This window comes from Nocardia sp. NPDC055029 (assembly GCF_053608525.1).
In genome coordinates this window covers 83815-98664 of the sequence record NZ_JBSGVQ010000011.1, presented here as the reverse complement: position 1 = coordinate 98664, position 14850 = coordinate 83815, and the positions used below count along the sequence as shown (strand labels likewise).

At 66.3% G+C, this 14850-nt stretch carries 15 protein-coding genes; 9 read left to right on the top strand and 6 right to left on the bottom strand.

Features of this window, described 5'->3' with window-relative positions; genetic code table 11:
- Nucleotides 1-3: 3 nt before the first annotated feature.
- Nucleotides 4-678, bottom strand: a complete 675-nt coding sequence (locus ACWF9G_RS13085; RefSeq protein WP_452515353.1) for a serine protease — start codon at nt 676-678, stop codon at nt 4-6.
- Nucleotides 679-1139: 461 nt separating this feature from the next.
- On the opposite strand from ACWF9G_RS13085, the gene ACWF9G_RS13080 reads away from it, so the two are divergent.
- The 9 genes from ACWF9G_RS13080 (at nt 1140) to ACWF9G_RS13040 (ending at nt 10661) form a co-directional block, all read left to right on the top strand.
- Complete coding sequence (locus tag ACWF9G_RS13080) at nt 1140-1994, top strand: MlaE family ABC transporter permease (protein WP_379035543.1); 855 nt, start codon at nt 1140-1142, stop codon at nt 1992-1994.
- 3 nt (nt 1995-1997) lie between these two features.
- The gene (locus ACWF9G_RS13075) at nt 1998-2864 is read left to right on the top strand and encodes an MlaE family ABC transporter permease (protein WP_379306011.1); all 867 of its coding nucleotides are present in this window, start codon (nt 1998-2000) and stop codon (nt 2862-2864) included.
- Between the two features lie 7 nt (nt 2865-2871).
- On the top strand, nt 2872-4371 hold the full coding sequence (locus ACWF9G_RS13070; protein ID WP_379306009.1) for an MlaD family protein: 1500 nt from the start codon (nt 2872-2874) through the stop codon (nt 4369-4371).
- Nucleotides 4368-5393 carry an MCE family protein gene (locus ACWF9G_RS13065; protein WP_379306007.1) on the top strand — a complete coding sequence of 342 codons (1026 nt, stop codon included), beginning with the start codon at nt 4368-4370 and terminating at the stop codon, nt 5391-5393. The genes ACWF9G_RS13070 and ACWF9G_RS13065 overlap by 4 nt, the downstream gene beginning before the upstream one ends.
- Nucleotides 5390-6385 carry an MCE family protein gene (locus ACWF9G_RS13060; RefSeq protein ID WP_452515350.1) on the top strand — a complete coding sequence of 332 codons (996 nt, stop codon included), beginning with the start codon at nt 5390-5392 and terminating at the stop codon, nt 6383-6385. The genes ACWF9G_RS13065 and ACWF9G_RS13060 overlap by 4 nt, the downstream gene beginning before the upstream one ends.
- A complete protein-coding gene (locus ACWF9G_RS13055; protein WP_379306003.1) occupies nt 6382-7491 on the top strand; it encodes an MCE family protein in 1110 nt (369 codons plus the stop codon). The genes ACWF9G_RS13060 and ACWF9G_RS13055 overlap by 4 nt, the downstream gene beginning before the upstream one ends.
- An 8-nt stretch (nt 7492-7499) precedes the next feature.
- Nucleotides 7500-8591 carry an MCE family protein gene (locus tag ACWF9G_RS13050; RefSeq protein WP_379306001.1) on the top strand — a complete coding sequence of 364 codons (1092 nt, stop codon included), beginning with the start codon at nt 7500-7502 and terminating at the stop codon, nt 8589-8591.
- A complete protein-coding gene (locus tag ACWF9G_RS13045) occupies nt 8588-9766 on the top strand; it encodes an MlaD family protein (RefSeq protein WP_379305999.1) in 1179 nt (392 codons plus the stop codon). The genes ACWF9G_RS13050 and ACWF9G_RS13045 overlap by 4 nt, the downstream gene beginning before the upstream one ends.
- A 136-nt stretch (nt 9767-9902) precedes the next feature.
- On the top strand, nt 9903-10661 hold the full coding sequence (locus tag ACWF9G_RS13040; protein WP_452515348.1) for a hypothetical protein: 759 nt from the start codon (nt 9903-9905) through the stop codon (nt 10659-10661).
- 86 nt (nt 10662-10747) lie between these two features.
- Here ACWF9G_RS13040 and ACWF9G_RS13035 read toward each other — a convergent pair whose 3' ends face one another.
- From ACWF9G_RS13035 to ACWF9G_RS13015, 5 genes are all read right to left on the bottom strand, one after another.
- The gene (locus ACWF9G_RS13035) at nt 10748-11266 is read right to left on the bottom strand and encodes a ribonuclease H family protein (protein ID WP_452515346.1); all 519 of its coding nucleotides are present in this window, start codon (nt 11264-11266) and stop codon (nt 10748-10750) included.
- 10 nt (nt 11267-11276) lie between these two features.
- Nucleotides 11277-11750, bottom strand: a complete 474-nt coding sequence (locus tag ACWF9G_RS13030; RefSeq protein ID WP_379306838.1) for an SRPBCC family protein — start codon at nt 11748-11750, stop codon at nt 11277-11279.
- Between the two features lie 68 nt (nt 11751-11818).
- Nucleotides 11819-13024: an L-2-hydroxyglutarate oxidase gene (gene lhgO / locus ACWF9G_RS13025; RefSeq protein ID WP_452515345.1), complete on the bottom strand. Its 1206-nt coding sequence runs from the start codon at nt 13022-13024 to the stop codon at nt 11819-11821.
- The gene (locus tag ACWF9G_RS13020; RefSeq protein WP_452515343.1) at nt 13021-13704 is read right to left on the bottom strand and encodes a hypothetical protein; all 684 of its coding nucleotides are present in this window, start codon (nt 13702-13704) and stop codon (nt 13021-13023) included. The genes lhgO and ACWF9G_RS13020 overlap by 4 nt, the downstream gene beginning before the upstream one ends.
- Before the next feature lie 336 nt (nt 13705-14040).
- A complete protein-coding gene (locus ACWF9G_RS13015) occupies nt 14041-14832 on the bottom strand; it encodes a TIGR03084 family metal-binding protein (RefSeq protein WP_379306832.1) in 792 nt (263 codons plus the stop codon).
- Nucleotides 14833-14850: the final 18 nt, after the last annotated feature.

Sequence of the window (14850 nt, the reverse complement as noted above, 5' to 3'; positions counted from 1 at the left end):
CGGCTACACCGGGTGGAAGCCTGCTCCGACGCCGCCGCGGGCATTGATGTCGTTCATGATCGAGCTCATATTCGTGCCGACCTCGGGTCCGAAGCAGGCGACGGCCAGGTAGGCGTTCACCATGCCGACCAGGGTCGAGCCGACGACGACCGGTGCGCCGGAATCGCCTTCGACGACACACATCTGGGTCCAGGTCTCGGTATTGGTCTGGAAGACGTCACCCCAGGTGATACCGCAGGTGTTGCCGGTGGTCCGGCCTTCCTTACAGACGATCGTCGGGAACTGGGCAGGCCCGCCGACACCGGTGATGGTGACGTTGCCGATCCGGTTGACCGGGATGATCCGCCCCGGCGTGAACTCGATGACCGCGTAGTCGAGCTGGTTGTTGCTGTAGGCGAACCGGCCGATCTCACCGAATCCGCGGTCGGACTCGGCGGCGACGGAGGCGCCCGCGTCGCCGCAGTGGCCCGCGGTCAGGCCGACGAGCCTGCCCGCGCCGTCGTGACCGACGGTGGTGAGGGTGCATTCGAACATGCTGTCGATGACGATCCCGGAGCCGCCACCGAGCACCGGCGGGCCGGATTGTGCCTGCGAAGCGCCAGCGCCGGTGCCGAGCAGTGCGGCACCGAGGGCGACGGCGACGGCGGCGTTGGCCACCTTGGCGAGTGTGGTGAACATGTCCCTCCAGACGTCGGAAGTCCGCACGATATCAATTCATTCTGGCTATCGTGCCTGGAAACTGTCCCGGGCGCGCCATGTCGCCAGCCCCCCTCTTTGTCATAGCGGTTATCTATGAAAATAGTGATCAATTGACCAGTTTTGAGTTGTTCCTGTGATCTGTTCACGTATTCGAACGGGGGGTTCGTTATGAATGACAGTTTTCCGCAATATTTATTTGGCGCGACCGCTGGTACTGGGAATCCGCACCGAAAACGCCATCGCGCCTAATCGCGCTGACGCCCACAATTACGGGCGGTATGGTCCGACATGGCAGGACTCATAGCTGTTCCCGACAGTGACCTCTGTCTATGACAGCGCTCACATGTCGGTGGTGTGTTCTGCGCTACTCCGTAGTAAGGTGCGTCAAGCAAACAAGTCGTCGGGGTGTAGATGACCTGGCGTCGAGAGGGGTATTAGCAGTGCAGTCGACCGAGAGTCCGCCCGCCCGTTCACGAGTCAGCGAAGCTGTCGACCGGACCAAGGGCCTTTGGGACGACCATCCGAAGAAGTCCCTCGAAACCTTCGGTCGACAGATCACGATGGGTATCGAAGCGGTCACCGAGCTGATCGTCGCGATCTTCCGCAGGCGCTTCCCCTTCGACGAATTCGTCCGTCAGTGCGCGTTCATGGCAGGCGTCGCCGCCGCGCCGACGCTGCTGGTCGCCATCCCGATCGCCGTGATCGTCTCCATCCAGGTCGGCGCGGTCGCGGGCCAGGTCGGTGCGACCTCGTTCATCGGCGCCGCCAACGGCCTCGGCATCATCCAGCAGGGTGCACCGCTGGTCACCTCGATCATGATCGCCGGTGCGGTCGGCTCGGCGGTCTGCGCCGACCTCGGCTCGCGCACCATCCGTGAAGAGATCGACGCGATGAAGGTCATGGGCGTCGACCCGCTGCGCAGGCTGGTTGCCCCCCGGCTCGGCGCCGCGATGCTCGTCAGCTTCCTGCTGTGCGGTTTCGTCGTCTTCGTCGGCTTCATCACCGGCTACATGTTCAACATCTTCGCCCAGGCGGGTACCCCCGGTTCCTACATGAGCACCTTCGCCTCGTTCGCGGTCACCCGCGACCTCGCGGTGGCCCTGCTCAAGTCGGTGATCTTCGGTCTGCTCGCTTCGATCATCGCCTGTGACTGTGGTCTGAACGCCCGCGGCGGCCCCGGTGGTGTCGCCAACGCGGTGAACTCGGCGGTGGTCAGCTCCATGGTGATGCTGCTCGGTGTCAACGTGGCGATCACGCAGATCTACGCCGCAGTCTTTCCCCCACAGGTGGTCTGAGCCATGTCATCTTCAACATACGTACCCCCGCTGCTGCGGCCGCTACGCCAACTCCAGGCCGCGGGCAGGGCGCCGATCGACCTGCTCGCCCGCCTCGGTCACCAGGTCTTCTTCTTCCTGCGCTCCGTCGGCTCGATTCCGCTGGCGTTCAAGCAGTACCCGAAGGAGATCTGGCGGCTGCTCTCCGACGTCACGTGGGGCAACGGCAACATCGTCGTCGGTGGTGGCACCATCGGCGTCATCCTGATCATCAGCGCCTTCGGCGGCATGACGGTGGCCATCCAGGGCCACACCTCGCTGAACCTGCTCGGCCTCAGCCCGATCACCGGCGCCATCTCGGCCTTCGCCACCACCCGTGAGCTCGGCCCGCTGCTCGCGGCGCTGGCCTTCGCCGCGCAGGCGGGCTGTCGATTCACCGCCCAGCTCGGCGCCATGCGCATCTCCGAGGAGATCGACGCGCTCGACTCGATCGCCATCCGCCCGCTGCCCTACCTGGTCAGCACCAGGATGATGGCGGCGGTCATCGCGATCGTGCCGCTGTACTGCATCGGCCTGGTGATGGCGTATGTGTCCTGCTCGATCACCGTGCAATTGATCGGCGGAACAGCGGCCGGTACGTACTCGCACTACTTCTACCAATTCCTGGTGCCGACCGACGTGCTGTACTCGCTGCTCAAAGCGGTGGTGTTCGTCATGATCACGACGTTCATCCAGTGCTACTACGGCTTCTTCGCCTCGGGTGGTCCCGAAGGCGTCGGCGTCGCGGCCGGCCGCGCGATCAAGATGTGCATCATCCTGGTCGTGTTCGCCGATCTGTTCATGACATTGGCGATCTGGGGCGTCGACCCCGGAATCAGGATCTCGGGGTAGGCGCGCGATGATCATCGATCCCAGTGGGCGCGGTCCCACGATGAAACAGCTCTACATCGCCGGTGCCTGTGGTCTCGCCGTCTTCGCGGTGATTCTCGGTTTCCTGATGGCCAGGTACCAGGGCTATTTCGTGCCCAAGGTCAATGTGGCCGCCAACCTGTCGACGACCGGTGACGGTCTGCCCTCGGACGCCGACGTGAAGTTCCGCGGGGTGCTCGTCGGCGTCGTCAAGGACGTGGAGATCGTCGACAAGGGCGCGGTGCAGAAGGTGAACATCGAGCTCAAGCCCGAGTTCGCCGGCGACATTCCGGCCAACGTCACCGCCCGTGTGGTGCCGAGCAACCTGTTCGCGGTCACCTCGGTCGAGCTGGTCTTCAACGGCGCGTCCAACCAGTACCTGCACGAGGGCTCGCAGATCCCCGAGGACACCAGCCAGGGCACGATCGCGTTGCAGGACACGCTCACCACGGTGCGCGACATCCTCAACGAGGTCGACCCGGTGCAGCTGGGCCGGGTGCTCGGCACCCTCACCCAGGCGCTCGACGGCAGCGGCCGGGTCCCCGGCTCCACCATCCAGCGTCTCGACCACTGGCTGACCACCGTCGCCGACGCGGGCCCGAACCTGGGCGGAATGCTCGACAACTTCGCCGCCTCGGCGCACGCGCTCAACGCGTCGGCGCCGGAACTGCTCGACGTGCTCGGCAGCTCGGTGCAGACCGCGAACACCATCGCGACCAAGCGCGACCAGCTGATCGCGCTGCTCGCCGGTGCCAGCGCCACCACCGACCAGGTCAACGACCTGTTCGCGGCCAACCCCGATGTCGGCAAGGAGGTCACCACCGGCATGAACGCCACCCTGGGGGCCGTCGCCGACGATCCGGCCTCGATCACCAAGACCTTCGATGTGTTCGGCCCCTCGCTGGCCAAGCTGAACACCACCTTCCACGGTGGCCCCTCGGGCAAACAGATGGTGTGGAACGCGGGTCTGACGTTCACCCCGTACCAGCCGAACACCGTCGCGGACTGCCCGCGCTACGGCGACCTGCTCGGACCGAGCTGCTTCACCGCGCCCGCCGAGGTCAGCCTGCCGCCGCTGCCGGAGAGCGTGCGCCCCCGCGCACTCGACTCGGCCGCCGGACTGCCGCCGCTGGTGTCGATCCCGGGTATGCCCGAGATCCCCGGCCTCACCGCGCCGGGCATCGCACCGATGCAGACGGCCAACGGCACCGAGGTGAAGCCGTTCGCCGGCACGCCGCTCGAGGGCCTGGTTCCGTCGATCCAGATTCCGGGTCTGCCCGGTGTGCTCGGTGGCGCGCCTGCCCCGGCGGCCGCGCCCGCCGCGGCGCCGGAGCAGCCTGCGACCACCGGCAAGCCGATCTCCTACCAGGGCGAAGCGGCGATGACTCAACTGCTGGGGCGTAAGCCGACGGCATCCGAATTCCTGCTGCTCGGTCCGATTTTGAAGGGCGGAACCCTGCAAGTGTCCGAAAACGGGGGTGGCGCATGAGCATCCGCAAGCCACTGATCGGGTTCAGTATCTTCGCGCTCGTTTCTCTGCTGGTCATCGTGGTCGTGTGGAACACGCTCGCCCGCACGGTCGACGGAGACACCCGCAAGTACACCGCGATCTTCACCGATGTCCTCGGCCTGCGGCCCGGCGACGATGTCCGCATGGCGGGCGTACGCGTCGGCAAGGTCGAAAAGATCGAGCTCGACGGCAAGAACGACGCCAAGGTGTCGTTCATCGTGCAGAGCGACCAGACGGTCTTCGACGACACCAAGGCCCTGGTCAGGTACCAGAACCTGATCGGTCAGCGCTACATCGCGCTGACCCCGGGCAAGGCACCGAGCCCGCAGGCGCTCCAGAGCGGTTCGGTCATCCCGATCGACCGCACCGAGCCCTCGTTCGATATCTCCGCGCTGCTCAACGGTTTCCAGCCGCTGTTCCAGGCGCTGGAGCCTGCCGAGGTCAACGCCTTGTCGGAGTCGCTGATCCAGGCGCTGCAGGGTGACGGGGTCTCGCTGTCGTCCTTCATCGTCCAGGCGGCGCAGCTGGCCTCGGATTTCCAGCGTCGGGACGCGATCCTGTCCGACGTGATCACCAACCTGTCCGGTGTGATGGCCGGGTTGGCCAAGCGAGGGGATGAATTGGAGACCCTGGTTACCCAGACCCGGGCGCTGATCGGCGGGCTCTACGAACAGGGACAGTCGCTGCAGGCCTCCACGGCCACCCTGGCCGACGCGACGACCTCGCTGGTCGGCATGGTCGGCAAGATCCAGCCCCAGCTGGCGGCGGCGCAGAACTCGTCCACCGCGGCGCTGACCCTGCTGCTGGCCAACGGCGCCAAGCTCGACCAGGTCGCGATCGACATGCCGTCGATGCTCGCCGACCTCGGCCGGATGACCTCCGAGGGCACCCACGCCAACGCCTACCTGTGTGGCCTCGACGTGTCGCTCTACGGTGTCCTGTTCCCGCGCGGTCTGTTCAGCCAGATCGGTGGCACCTCCCACTCGGAGGTCTGCAGATGAGCAAGCTGAAGAAGACCTTCCTCGGCAACCGCAATTTCTGGCTCGGTGTCATCGGTTCGCTGGCCATCGTGCTGCTGCTGGTCGGTTCCACCGTCTACCAGTTCATCGGGCTCGGCAGGCAGTCGATCGAGGCGGAGTTCGTGCAGGCCGCCGGCATCAAGACCGGCGACAAGGTCGCGGTCTCGGGTGTACAGGTCGGCACGGTCACCGGTGCGCGCATCGAGGGCGATCACGTGGTGGTCACCCTCGACGTGGACAACTCGCTGAAGTTCGGGCCCGACGCGCACGCCGCGATCAAGATGGCCACGCTGCTCGGCGCGCGCTACGTCGACCTGCAGCCGGGTGACGGGTCGGGCCTGAAGGGCAAGACCATCCCGCGCAGCAACACCGACGTGCCCTACGACATCGCCGATGTCGTGCAGGTCGGTACCCCGAAGTTCGAGGAACTCGACACCAAGAAGCTGGCCGCCTCGCTCAACACGATCAACAGCCAGCTCGGCGAATCGCCGGAGCTCGTTGCGCAGGCGCTCGACAGCGTCGGCGCGCTGGCCAAGGTCGTCGACCGGCGCAAGGTCGAGGTCGACAGCCTGCTCAAGGACCTGAACCGGGTCACCCAGCTGCTGGCCGACAACCGCAACAGCATCCTGCTGGTCATCACCCAGGGCGAGGCCATCGCCAACCGGGTGATGGAACGGCAGAACCTGCTGCGTCAGCTGCTCGACAACATCGCCACGCTGACCCGTCAGCTGGAGGAGATCGGCGCCGAGAACGGTGATCAGTTCGGCGGCACCATCGGTCAGCTCAACACGATGGCCGAGGGTCTGCAGAAGAACAAGGACAATCTCGACAAGCTGCTGCAGATCGGTCAGCCCACGGCGCGCTACTTCAACAACGCGCTCGGCAACGGCAACTACGGCGACGTCTCGCTGCCGTGGTTGTTCCCCGACAACTGGCTGTGCTTCGTTCAGGTGATCCAGGGGTGCGCAGGATGAAACTGACTTCCAAGTTCCGCGGCAAGACGCTGGCCCGATCCCTGATGATCGGCGCCACCGCACTGACCCTGGGCAGCTGCTCGCTACTGCCCGGCCAGGTGAACGACGCGCTCGGCATGTCGACCAAGATCACCGCCGACTTCGAGAACATCGCGGGCATGTACGAGGGCAACGAGATCATGGTCCTCGGTCTCGCGGTGGGCAAGGTCGACAAGATCATCCCCAAGGGCACCTACGTCGAGGTCCACATGACCATCGACGCCGGCGTGAAGATCCCGAAGGACGCGATCGCCGCGATCATCTCGCCCTCGATCGTCACCGACCGCCACATCGAGATCAGCCCGCCCTACACCGGCGGGGAGGCGATGGAGTCCGGCCAGCACCTGACCAAGGCCAACACCAGGACCCCGGTCGAGCTGGACACGATGATCAAGACCATCGACCAGTTCTCCGCGGCGCTCAAGCCCGAACCCGGCCAGGAAGGCCTCGGCCCGCTCTCGGGCCGGGTGCTCTACCCGGTCCTCAACGGCAACGGCCAGAAGATCCGCGAAACCCTCGACGCGCTCTCGAGCGCGCTGAAGATCGGTGTCGACAACAAGGACGCCATCTCCAACATCATCATCAAGCTCAACGAGCTGACGACGATGCTGGCCGACAACGATCAGTCGGTGCGCGATTTCAGCAACCGGGTGACCGCCATGTCGGGTCTGCTGGCCGAGCAGGCGCCCGGCCTGCAGGCCACCCTCGACCAGCTCAACCAGTTCCTGGCCAACACCTCGACGACCTTCGGTGAGCACTCCGACGAGCTGTCCACCTCGCTGACCGGCTTGACCAACGTCACCAACCAGTTGCGCGCGAACTCGGGCGCGATGGTCGAGATCGTCGACATCGTCCCGCTGCTCATGCAGAACATCGACGGCGCGATAAACAAGGAGAAGGGCTTCGTCCGCCTGCACGGGTTGATCGGTACCGCCCTCTCGGGCGAGATCGTCAGCGTGTTCTGTGAGCGGATCCAGATGAAGTCCGATGGCTGCCGTTCCGGAAACATGCAGGATTTCGGCCCTGACTACGGCCTGACTGCCGCACTGCTCGGACTGACGAAATGACCCTACGTATGACGATGAAAGCCCGCCGCGCGCTTGTCGCCGCGGCCGCGACGGCCACGGTGGCGATCACCTCCGGCTGCGGTTTCACCGTGGAGGATCTGCCGCTGCCCAAGCCGGGCGCCGAAGGCGATACCTACACGATTCACGCGGTGTTCGACAACGCGCTGAACCTGCCCGACCAGGCCAAGGTGAAGATCGGTGGTTCCGATGTCGGTGTGGTTTCCGACATCTCGACCAAGAACTTCCAGGCCATCGTCGACATGCAGATCAGCACGGACATCCAGCTGCCCAAGGGCAGCACGGCCGAGCTGCGTCAGGCCACCCCCCTCGGTGACGTCTTCATCGCGCTGTCCAAGCCGAAGGACGACACCAGCGGGGGCGCCGCCCTGCAGGACGGTGACACGCTCACCCGCGAGTTCACCTCGGCGGGAGCCACTGTCGAAGAGCTGCTGATCTCGGTGTCGATGCTGTTCAACGGCGGCGGCGTGGCCAGCCTGAGCAGGCTCGGCACCGAACTCGGCTCGATCCTCAACGGGCAGGGCGGCAATCTGGCGCACCTGATCACCGAGATGACCGGTGTCATCGGCGAATTGAACAACAACAGCGCCAGGGTCGACACGGTGCTCACCGAGTTCAACACCCTCGCCAACACCATCGAGAACAACAAGACCCAGCTGGGCCAGGTGGCCGACACCTTGCCGCAGGCCATCGGCGCCATCGCCGAGAACAACAGGGCCATCGGCGATCTGCTCACCAAGGTGGCCACGGCCAGCGCCGCTCTCGGCGACTACTCCAACACCACCGGTGATCAGCTCTCCGAGCTGCTCACCAATCTGGACAACCTGATGAACGCGCTGGCCGCGACCGGTGACGACTTCGGTTACGTCATGGATCAGCTGCACGCGATCCGCCCCGGCGCGAACCAGACGTTCAAGGGCAAGTCGCTCGCGCCGTACGCGACGCTGACCAACCTCGACATCGGGTTGCTGACCGATCCGGCGAACAGCAAGTTCCCGGATCTCAAGGACGTGAACGATTTCGTCGGCACCTTCATCCAGGTGCTGCAGATCGTTCAGGGCCGAGTGGGAGGCCACCGATGAGCAAGGCGAAGAAGTTCTTCGGTAGCAAGATCGTGCTGGCGAACGCGGCCCTGGTGGTCGTGCTGATCGTCGGCGCGACCTACCTGCTGGTCAACGTCATGCGGGTGAACCCGCTGCGGTCCGAGTACGACGTGACGGTCAACCTGGACCGCTCCGGCGGTCTGCAGCCGGGCAACGACGTGACCCTGCGCGGGCACCGGATCGGCAGGGTCAGCACCGTCGAGCTGATCGACCAGGGTCAGGCGATCGCGGTCAGGGCGCAGATCGACACGAGCTACAAGATCCCGGTCGACACCATGATCCAGGTGGCGGCGCTGTCGGCGGCGGGCGAGCAGTACATCGACTTCCGTCCGAAGACCGATGTCGGCCCGTTCCTCGCCGACGGCGCGGTGATCAAGTTCAACCCCGAGCAGATCAAGACGCCGACCCCGGTGTGGGCCGTGCTCGACGACACCAGCGCGCTGATCTCGCAGGTGGACCCGCAGCAGTTCAAGACGATCCTGAACGAGCTCGATATCGCGCTCGGCGGCGGTCCCGATCAGCTGCGTGGTCTCATCAACGGGGTCAGCCTGGTGGTGGCCGGTCTGGACAACCTGCTGCCGCAGACGGTGAACCTGATCGCGAATCTGCGGGTGATCGCCGAGACCACCTCGCACGCCCAGCCCGATCTGCAGACGCTGACCAGCAACTCGGGCACGCTGCTCGCGCAGTTCAACAACGCCAACGCGGAGCTGCAGGGCGTCCTGGACAACGCGCCTGCCCAGTTCGAGGCGCTCGGCGCTGTCCTGGACAAGACGGCCGATCCGATCAGCAGCCTGGCGGCCAACTTCGTGTCCATCACCAGGGCGGCGCAGCTGCGTCAGCCCGCGCTGCGGCTGCTGTTCCCGTCGCTCGCGCTGGGTCTGGACTCGATCTCCGCTCCGGCGCACGACGGCGAGTTCCACACCATCATCGATATCTGGCCGCGTCCGACGTGCTACTACGCGACCGAGTACCGGCGCAACGAGGAAGTCCAGGACGGGTCGATCCCGAAGTGGAACTACTGCGTCAACCCGCCCGCAGATCAGCAGATCCGCGGTTCGGCAAACGCGCCGCGACCGAACGTGCCGAACAACGGCGCGCAGATGCCGCCGGGTGTCGATCCGAACGAACGGACACCCATCCCGGCGAACTGAGTGGATGCCCGGCCCGGCCCGGAGCGCACGCACCGGACCGGGCATACTCGCTTGCAGGAGAGCGTGTGGTCCGGCTCACGGGCCCACGAAGGATATCGGTGCCATTGGTGCGCCGGGAAAGAGCAGGATTGATTCGATGACCAGCGACGACGCCGAGAGCAAGAAGGAAGCTGCCGCGGCGGACAAGCCCGATCTGGCGAAGGCCGACGCGACCGTCAAGGGCGCAGCGGCCACTCCCGAGCAGGACGCGGCCACTGTCAAGGCAGAGACCGTGACCGAGGCGGCGGCTCCCGCGCCCGCTTCGACCGGGAAATCGAGCTCCACGGGCTGGATCGCGGCTGGTGTGGCCGGTGTGGTTGCGCTCGGCGCGGCCACCGCGGCCGTGGTGTTCTTCCTGCAGAGCAATGACAAGGCCGACAAGCTCGACGCCATCGCCGACTCGACGAAGGCGGCCTGCGACTACGGCAACATTCTGGCCAACTACGACTACTCGAAGGACCTCGACGGCTACATCTCCTCGATGAAGGCGGGTGCCACCGGCGACTACCTGAAGGAATTCAGCGACGCCAGCGAGGCGCTCAAGGGCGCGATGGTCCAGGCCCAGGTGAAGTCCCGCGGTGAGGACGTGCAGTGCGCCTACATCTCTGGCACCACCGAGGACGTCAAGGCCATGGTCACCATGACCCAGTACCGGACCAACTTCACCCAGACCGAACCGGACCGGATGATGTTCGCCGTCGAGATGACCCTCGAGAAGTCCGACGACGGCAAGTGGCTGGTCAGCAAGCTGGATTCGCCGCTGCTCAAGGGCGGCAGCGGGGCCTCCGGTGGCGCTGCCCCCGGTGGTCAGCCTGCGCCGACGACGCAGGCGCCCGCGCCTGCTCCCGGTAACTGATCTGTCGATGCGAACGCCTCCGGCGGCAGAGCGACTCTGCCGCCGGAGGCGTTTTCGTGCGGACCAACCCCGGTCGTGCCGACCCGTCAGAACAGGGTGAGTGTTCCGGACGGCACTGCCGGCTCGACCGGCTTCCCCGTGGTCCGCGGTCTGGTGGTTTCGGCTTGCGCCGGGCGGGCTGCGGCCTCGCGTGCGGCCGCGCCCGCCAGTGTGTCGGCTTGTTCGTTGAAGTAGTTACCCACGTGCCCGCGGACCCAGCGGAAGCGAACCGGTCCTTCGCGCCTGGTGATGGCCCGGTCGATCTGCTTGATGATGTCGACGTTCTTCACCGCGCCGCCGGTGGAGGTGCGCCAGCCGTTGCGCCGCCAGCTGCCGATCCACTCGGAGGCGCACTTGATGGCGTACTGGGAATCGCTCTCGATGAGCATCGGCTCGGCGCCGGGGTGGGCGAGGATGGCTTCCAAGACCGCGCGCAGTTCGGCGATCTGGTTGGTACCGCTGACCGCTCCCCCGCTGTCGGCGGGACCCTGGTGATTCACCCAGGCCCAGCCGATGGCACCACCGGGATTGCGCAGGCAGGACCCGTCGGTGCTCACGATGATCATGACCGCCACCCTAGGCGATGCGGCCGACAAGATCGGTACCGTGGAATGCCTCTATCTCCCTTCGCAACCGCGACTCCGTACGGCGCAGTGCCGATCTCGCGGCCGCGTCTACGAGGCCATGGCACAGGCGGCCGAACACACCGCGTGGTGGTGGATAGTCGGCTTCGGAGGTCAGCACCGACCGTTCGTAGCCGAGTGGGTCGAACCGTAGTGTCACGGTTCCGTATACCCGCCCACGCAGGGTATACCCGATCACCGCATTGCGCCGGTATTCGGTGATCTCGCAGGTGGATCGGAGCGGGATCACCCCGAACAGGCGGATTTTCATCGCGAAGGCGGCGCCGAGACCCCGGTCGGGTTCGCCCGCGGGCTCGATGCCGGTGACGCCGGACATCCAGTGTGCGATGAAGCGGAAGTTCTCGGCGTAGGCGAAGGCGACGTCGACCGGTGCGCCGACGTCGCACGCATACTTGATGTGGCCCATCGGCCCTCCCTGATCACGGATGGCCTCAAAATTACTACAAATTTCCTCTTTATTCGCCGGAATGGCGGTCAGAGCTGTTCGACAAGGTATTCCGCGATCGGCATCGCCGAGGTCGCCGCCGGTGAGGGTGCGTTGAGGACGTGAATCGAGCGCGGTGTCCGCTCGATCAGGAAGTCGTGCACCAGGGTGCCGTCGCGCAGCACCGCCTGCGCCCTGATTCCCGCGCGATGCGGCAGCAGGTCGGCAGTGGTGAGTTCCGGGCAGTACTTGCGGCATTCGGCGAGGTAGCCGCGCTTGAACAGCGAATTGCGCAGCTCGCGCGCGCCGGTGCGGACATGGTCGCGGGCCACCCGATGGAAACCGGGGAAGCTCAGTACGTCGACCGCGTCGCGCAGGTCGACGCTGCCCTTGGGATAGCCCTCTCTGGCCAGGCCGAGGACCGCGTTCGGGCCGACGGTCAGCTCGCCGTCGATGGTCGGGCTCAGGTGGACGCCGAGGAACGGCAGCGCCGGGTCAGGCACCGGATAGATCAGCGTGCTGACGAGGTCGGCCCGGTCGGTAGGCAGCCGGTAGTACTCGCCACGGAACGGGATGATGCGGAAGTCGGTGCGGATACCGGCCATTCGCGCCATCCGATCGGCCTGCAAACCCGCGCACACCACCAGCGTGCCCGCGGTGGTCGAGCCGGTCGGCCCGGAAACCGTCACGGCGGAATCGGTTTCGCTGATCGACTCGATCGGGGTGCCGAGCATGATCCGGCCGCCCATGGCCGTCACCTGATCGGCCAGTGCCGCGGTGACCTTCGCGTAATCGATGATGCCGGTGGCGGGCACGAACAGCGCACCGACACCGGCGATCCTGGGTTCACGCCGGACCAGCTCCGCCGCGTCTATGGCCTCCACGTCGACACCGTTGGTGATCGATCGCTCGTAGAGGTCGAGCATCCGTGCGTGCTCGGCCGAATCGGTGGCCACCAGCAGCTTTCCGCATTCCTGGAACGGAATGTCGTTGGCGGCCGCGAACTCCTTGGTCCACTGCGCCCCCGCGCGGCACAGCCTGGCCTTCAAACTGTCCGGTGGGTAATAGATCCCGGAGTGGATGACGCCGCTGTTGTGCCCGGTCTGGTGCGCGCCGAGAGAGGACTCCTTGTCGAGCAGGACCAGGCTCGCCCCGGGAAACTTGGTCAGCAGCCGATGCGCGGTCGCCACGCCGACGATGCCGCCGCCGAGCACGCAGAAGTCGTACACACCGTCCGCGGTGCCGCCAGAACTCACACGCCGACGGTAGTCGGCGCCTTGTCGTCGGGCGACCGCGGTGCGGGCGTAGCGTCCGCGGCCGGTTCGGTGCCGTTCTGCCCATCGGTCGACGGCTGCTGCACCCGCTCGACGCGCAGGGTATGACTGCCGAGACCGGGATCGGACAGGACGAAGACCAGTTCGCCACGGCGCGTGTCGAGTTCGGTACGCAGCGCGGTCACGCCGGCCGGATCTGCCGTGATGCCGAGGTATTTCGTCGCGATGGTCGTCACCAGGTTGGTGTCCACCGTGAACGCGATGGTGTCGGTGCGCGCGGGCGCGACCTGCGCGCCGACGTAGCTGCTGGTGCCGATCCGCAGCCGTCCGCCGAGCGTCGAACTGTCCGGCGTCGCACCGGCACCGGACTGCTGGGTCGCCACGGTGCGGGTCGCGGTCGGCACGGCACGCTCGGACGACATCGTGAGTTCGACGATATCGCTGGCCGACCGCGGCGAAGGTTCCCCGGCGAGCGGCGGACGATGGTGCCCGTGCCCGGGTGAATCGGAAGGCGTCGCGTGGTCGGCGGCCGGTGGCTGCGCGAGTTCGGGCATGTGATTGACGATGTAGGCGCCCGCGGCCACGGTGAGGCAGAGGCTGGCGGCGCCGGCGATGACGGTCGCGGACAGGCGCACGATCTGCGCTGGTCGATGTGCGGTCACGATGCGGTCCTTCCTGCGTGTGGGTAAACCCGAGGGAACGGGGCCCGCATCGTTGAAAGCCACGCGCTGAATCCCACCGTACGGGGTGCTAGCTGGAGTTAGCACTCTCCGCCGGGTGAGATCAGGACCACATCTGGACGCATGACCTATAAGTCGTAGTCAGGGCGGTGAATCGAGGGCGTGGTTGTTTCTCACATCCACTCGGTGGGTATCCCGGGTTGGCAGGCGAGCGTCATTCACGACTGCCACGGTGGTCAACCCCCGGCCAACGACGTCCGGGGCAGTCGTCACGGATGGCGCTCAGAGACTGACGCTCGCCTGTTCCAGGGATATTTCTCAGGCGAACTGGCCTGCTTCGCGGCCGGATCCGGGCGGGCCCGCGAAGGCCTGCGCGATCCCGAGCCAGTGTTCGGCATCCGGGCCTTCGGTGACCAGGGCGGTGTCCTCGCGATGGCGTCGCTGGGTGGCGACCAGGCAGAAGTCGACGGCAGGACCGGTGACGCGCTGCTTCGCGTCCTCGGGGCCCCAGGTCCACAGGGTGCCGTCGGGTGCGGTCAACTCCACCCGGAATTCCTCGGCCGGGCCCGATTCACCGTGGACGGTGTAGGCGTAGTTCCTGGTACGGACGCTGATGTGGGCGACAGTGCGCAGCCGGGCGGTGGGCGTGCGGTCGACGCCGAGCGCGTCGGCGACGTCCTGTCCGTGCGCCCAGCACTCCATGATGCGGGCCGAGATCATCGACGCCGGGCTCATCGGCGGGCCGAACCAGGGCAGCTTGGTGCCCGCAGGCACGGCGGCCAGCGCGGCGATGAGCTCGGCGCGGCCCGCGCGCCAGCGCACGAGCAGCTCGGCGGGCGGGGTCTGCGCCACTTCCTCGGCGGCCTCGTCGACGAAGGTGAACATCTTCGGCGCGGCCTCGGTCAGCAGCTTCGTGAAGGTCTCGCCGTCGGTGGCGGCGAGCTTGGACACCTCGTCGGTCCAGGTCAGGTGGGCGATCTGGGTGGTGATGTCCCAGCCGGGCGACGGGGTCGGGGTCTGCCACTGTTCGGGGGTCAGCGGTGCGACCAGGTTTTCCAGATCCGCGCATTCGGCGGCGAAGTCGTCGAGGAGCGCTGCGAGGTCAGCCATCTGTTCCCTTGCCGATCA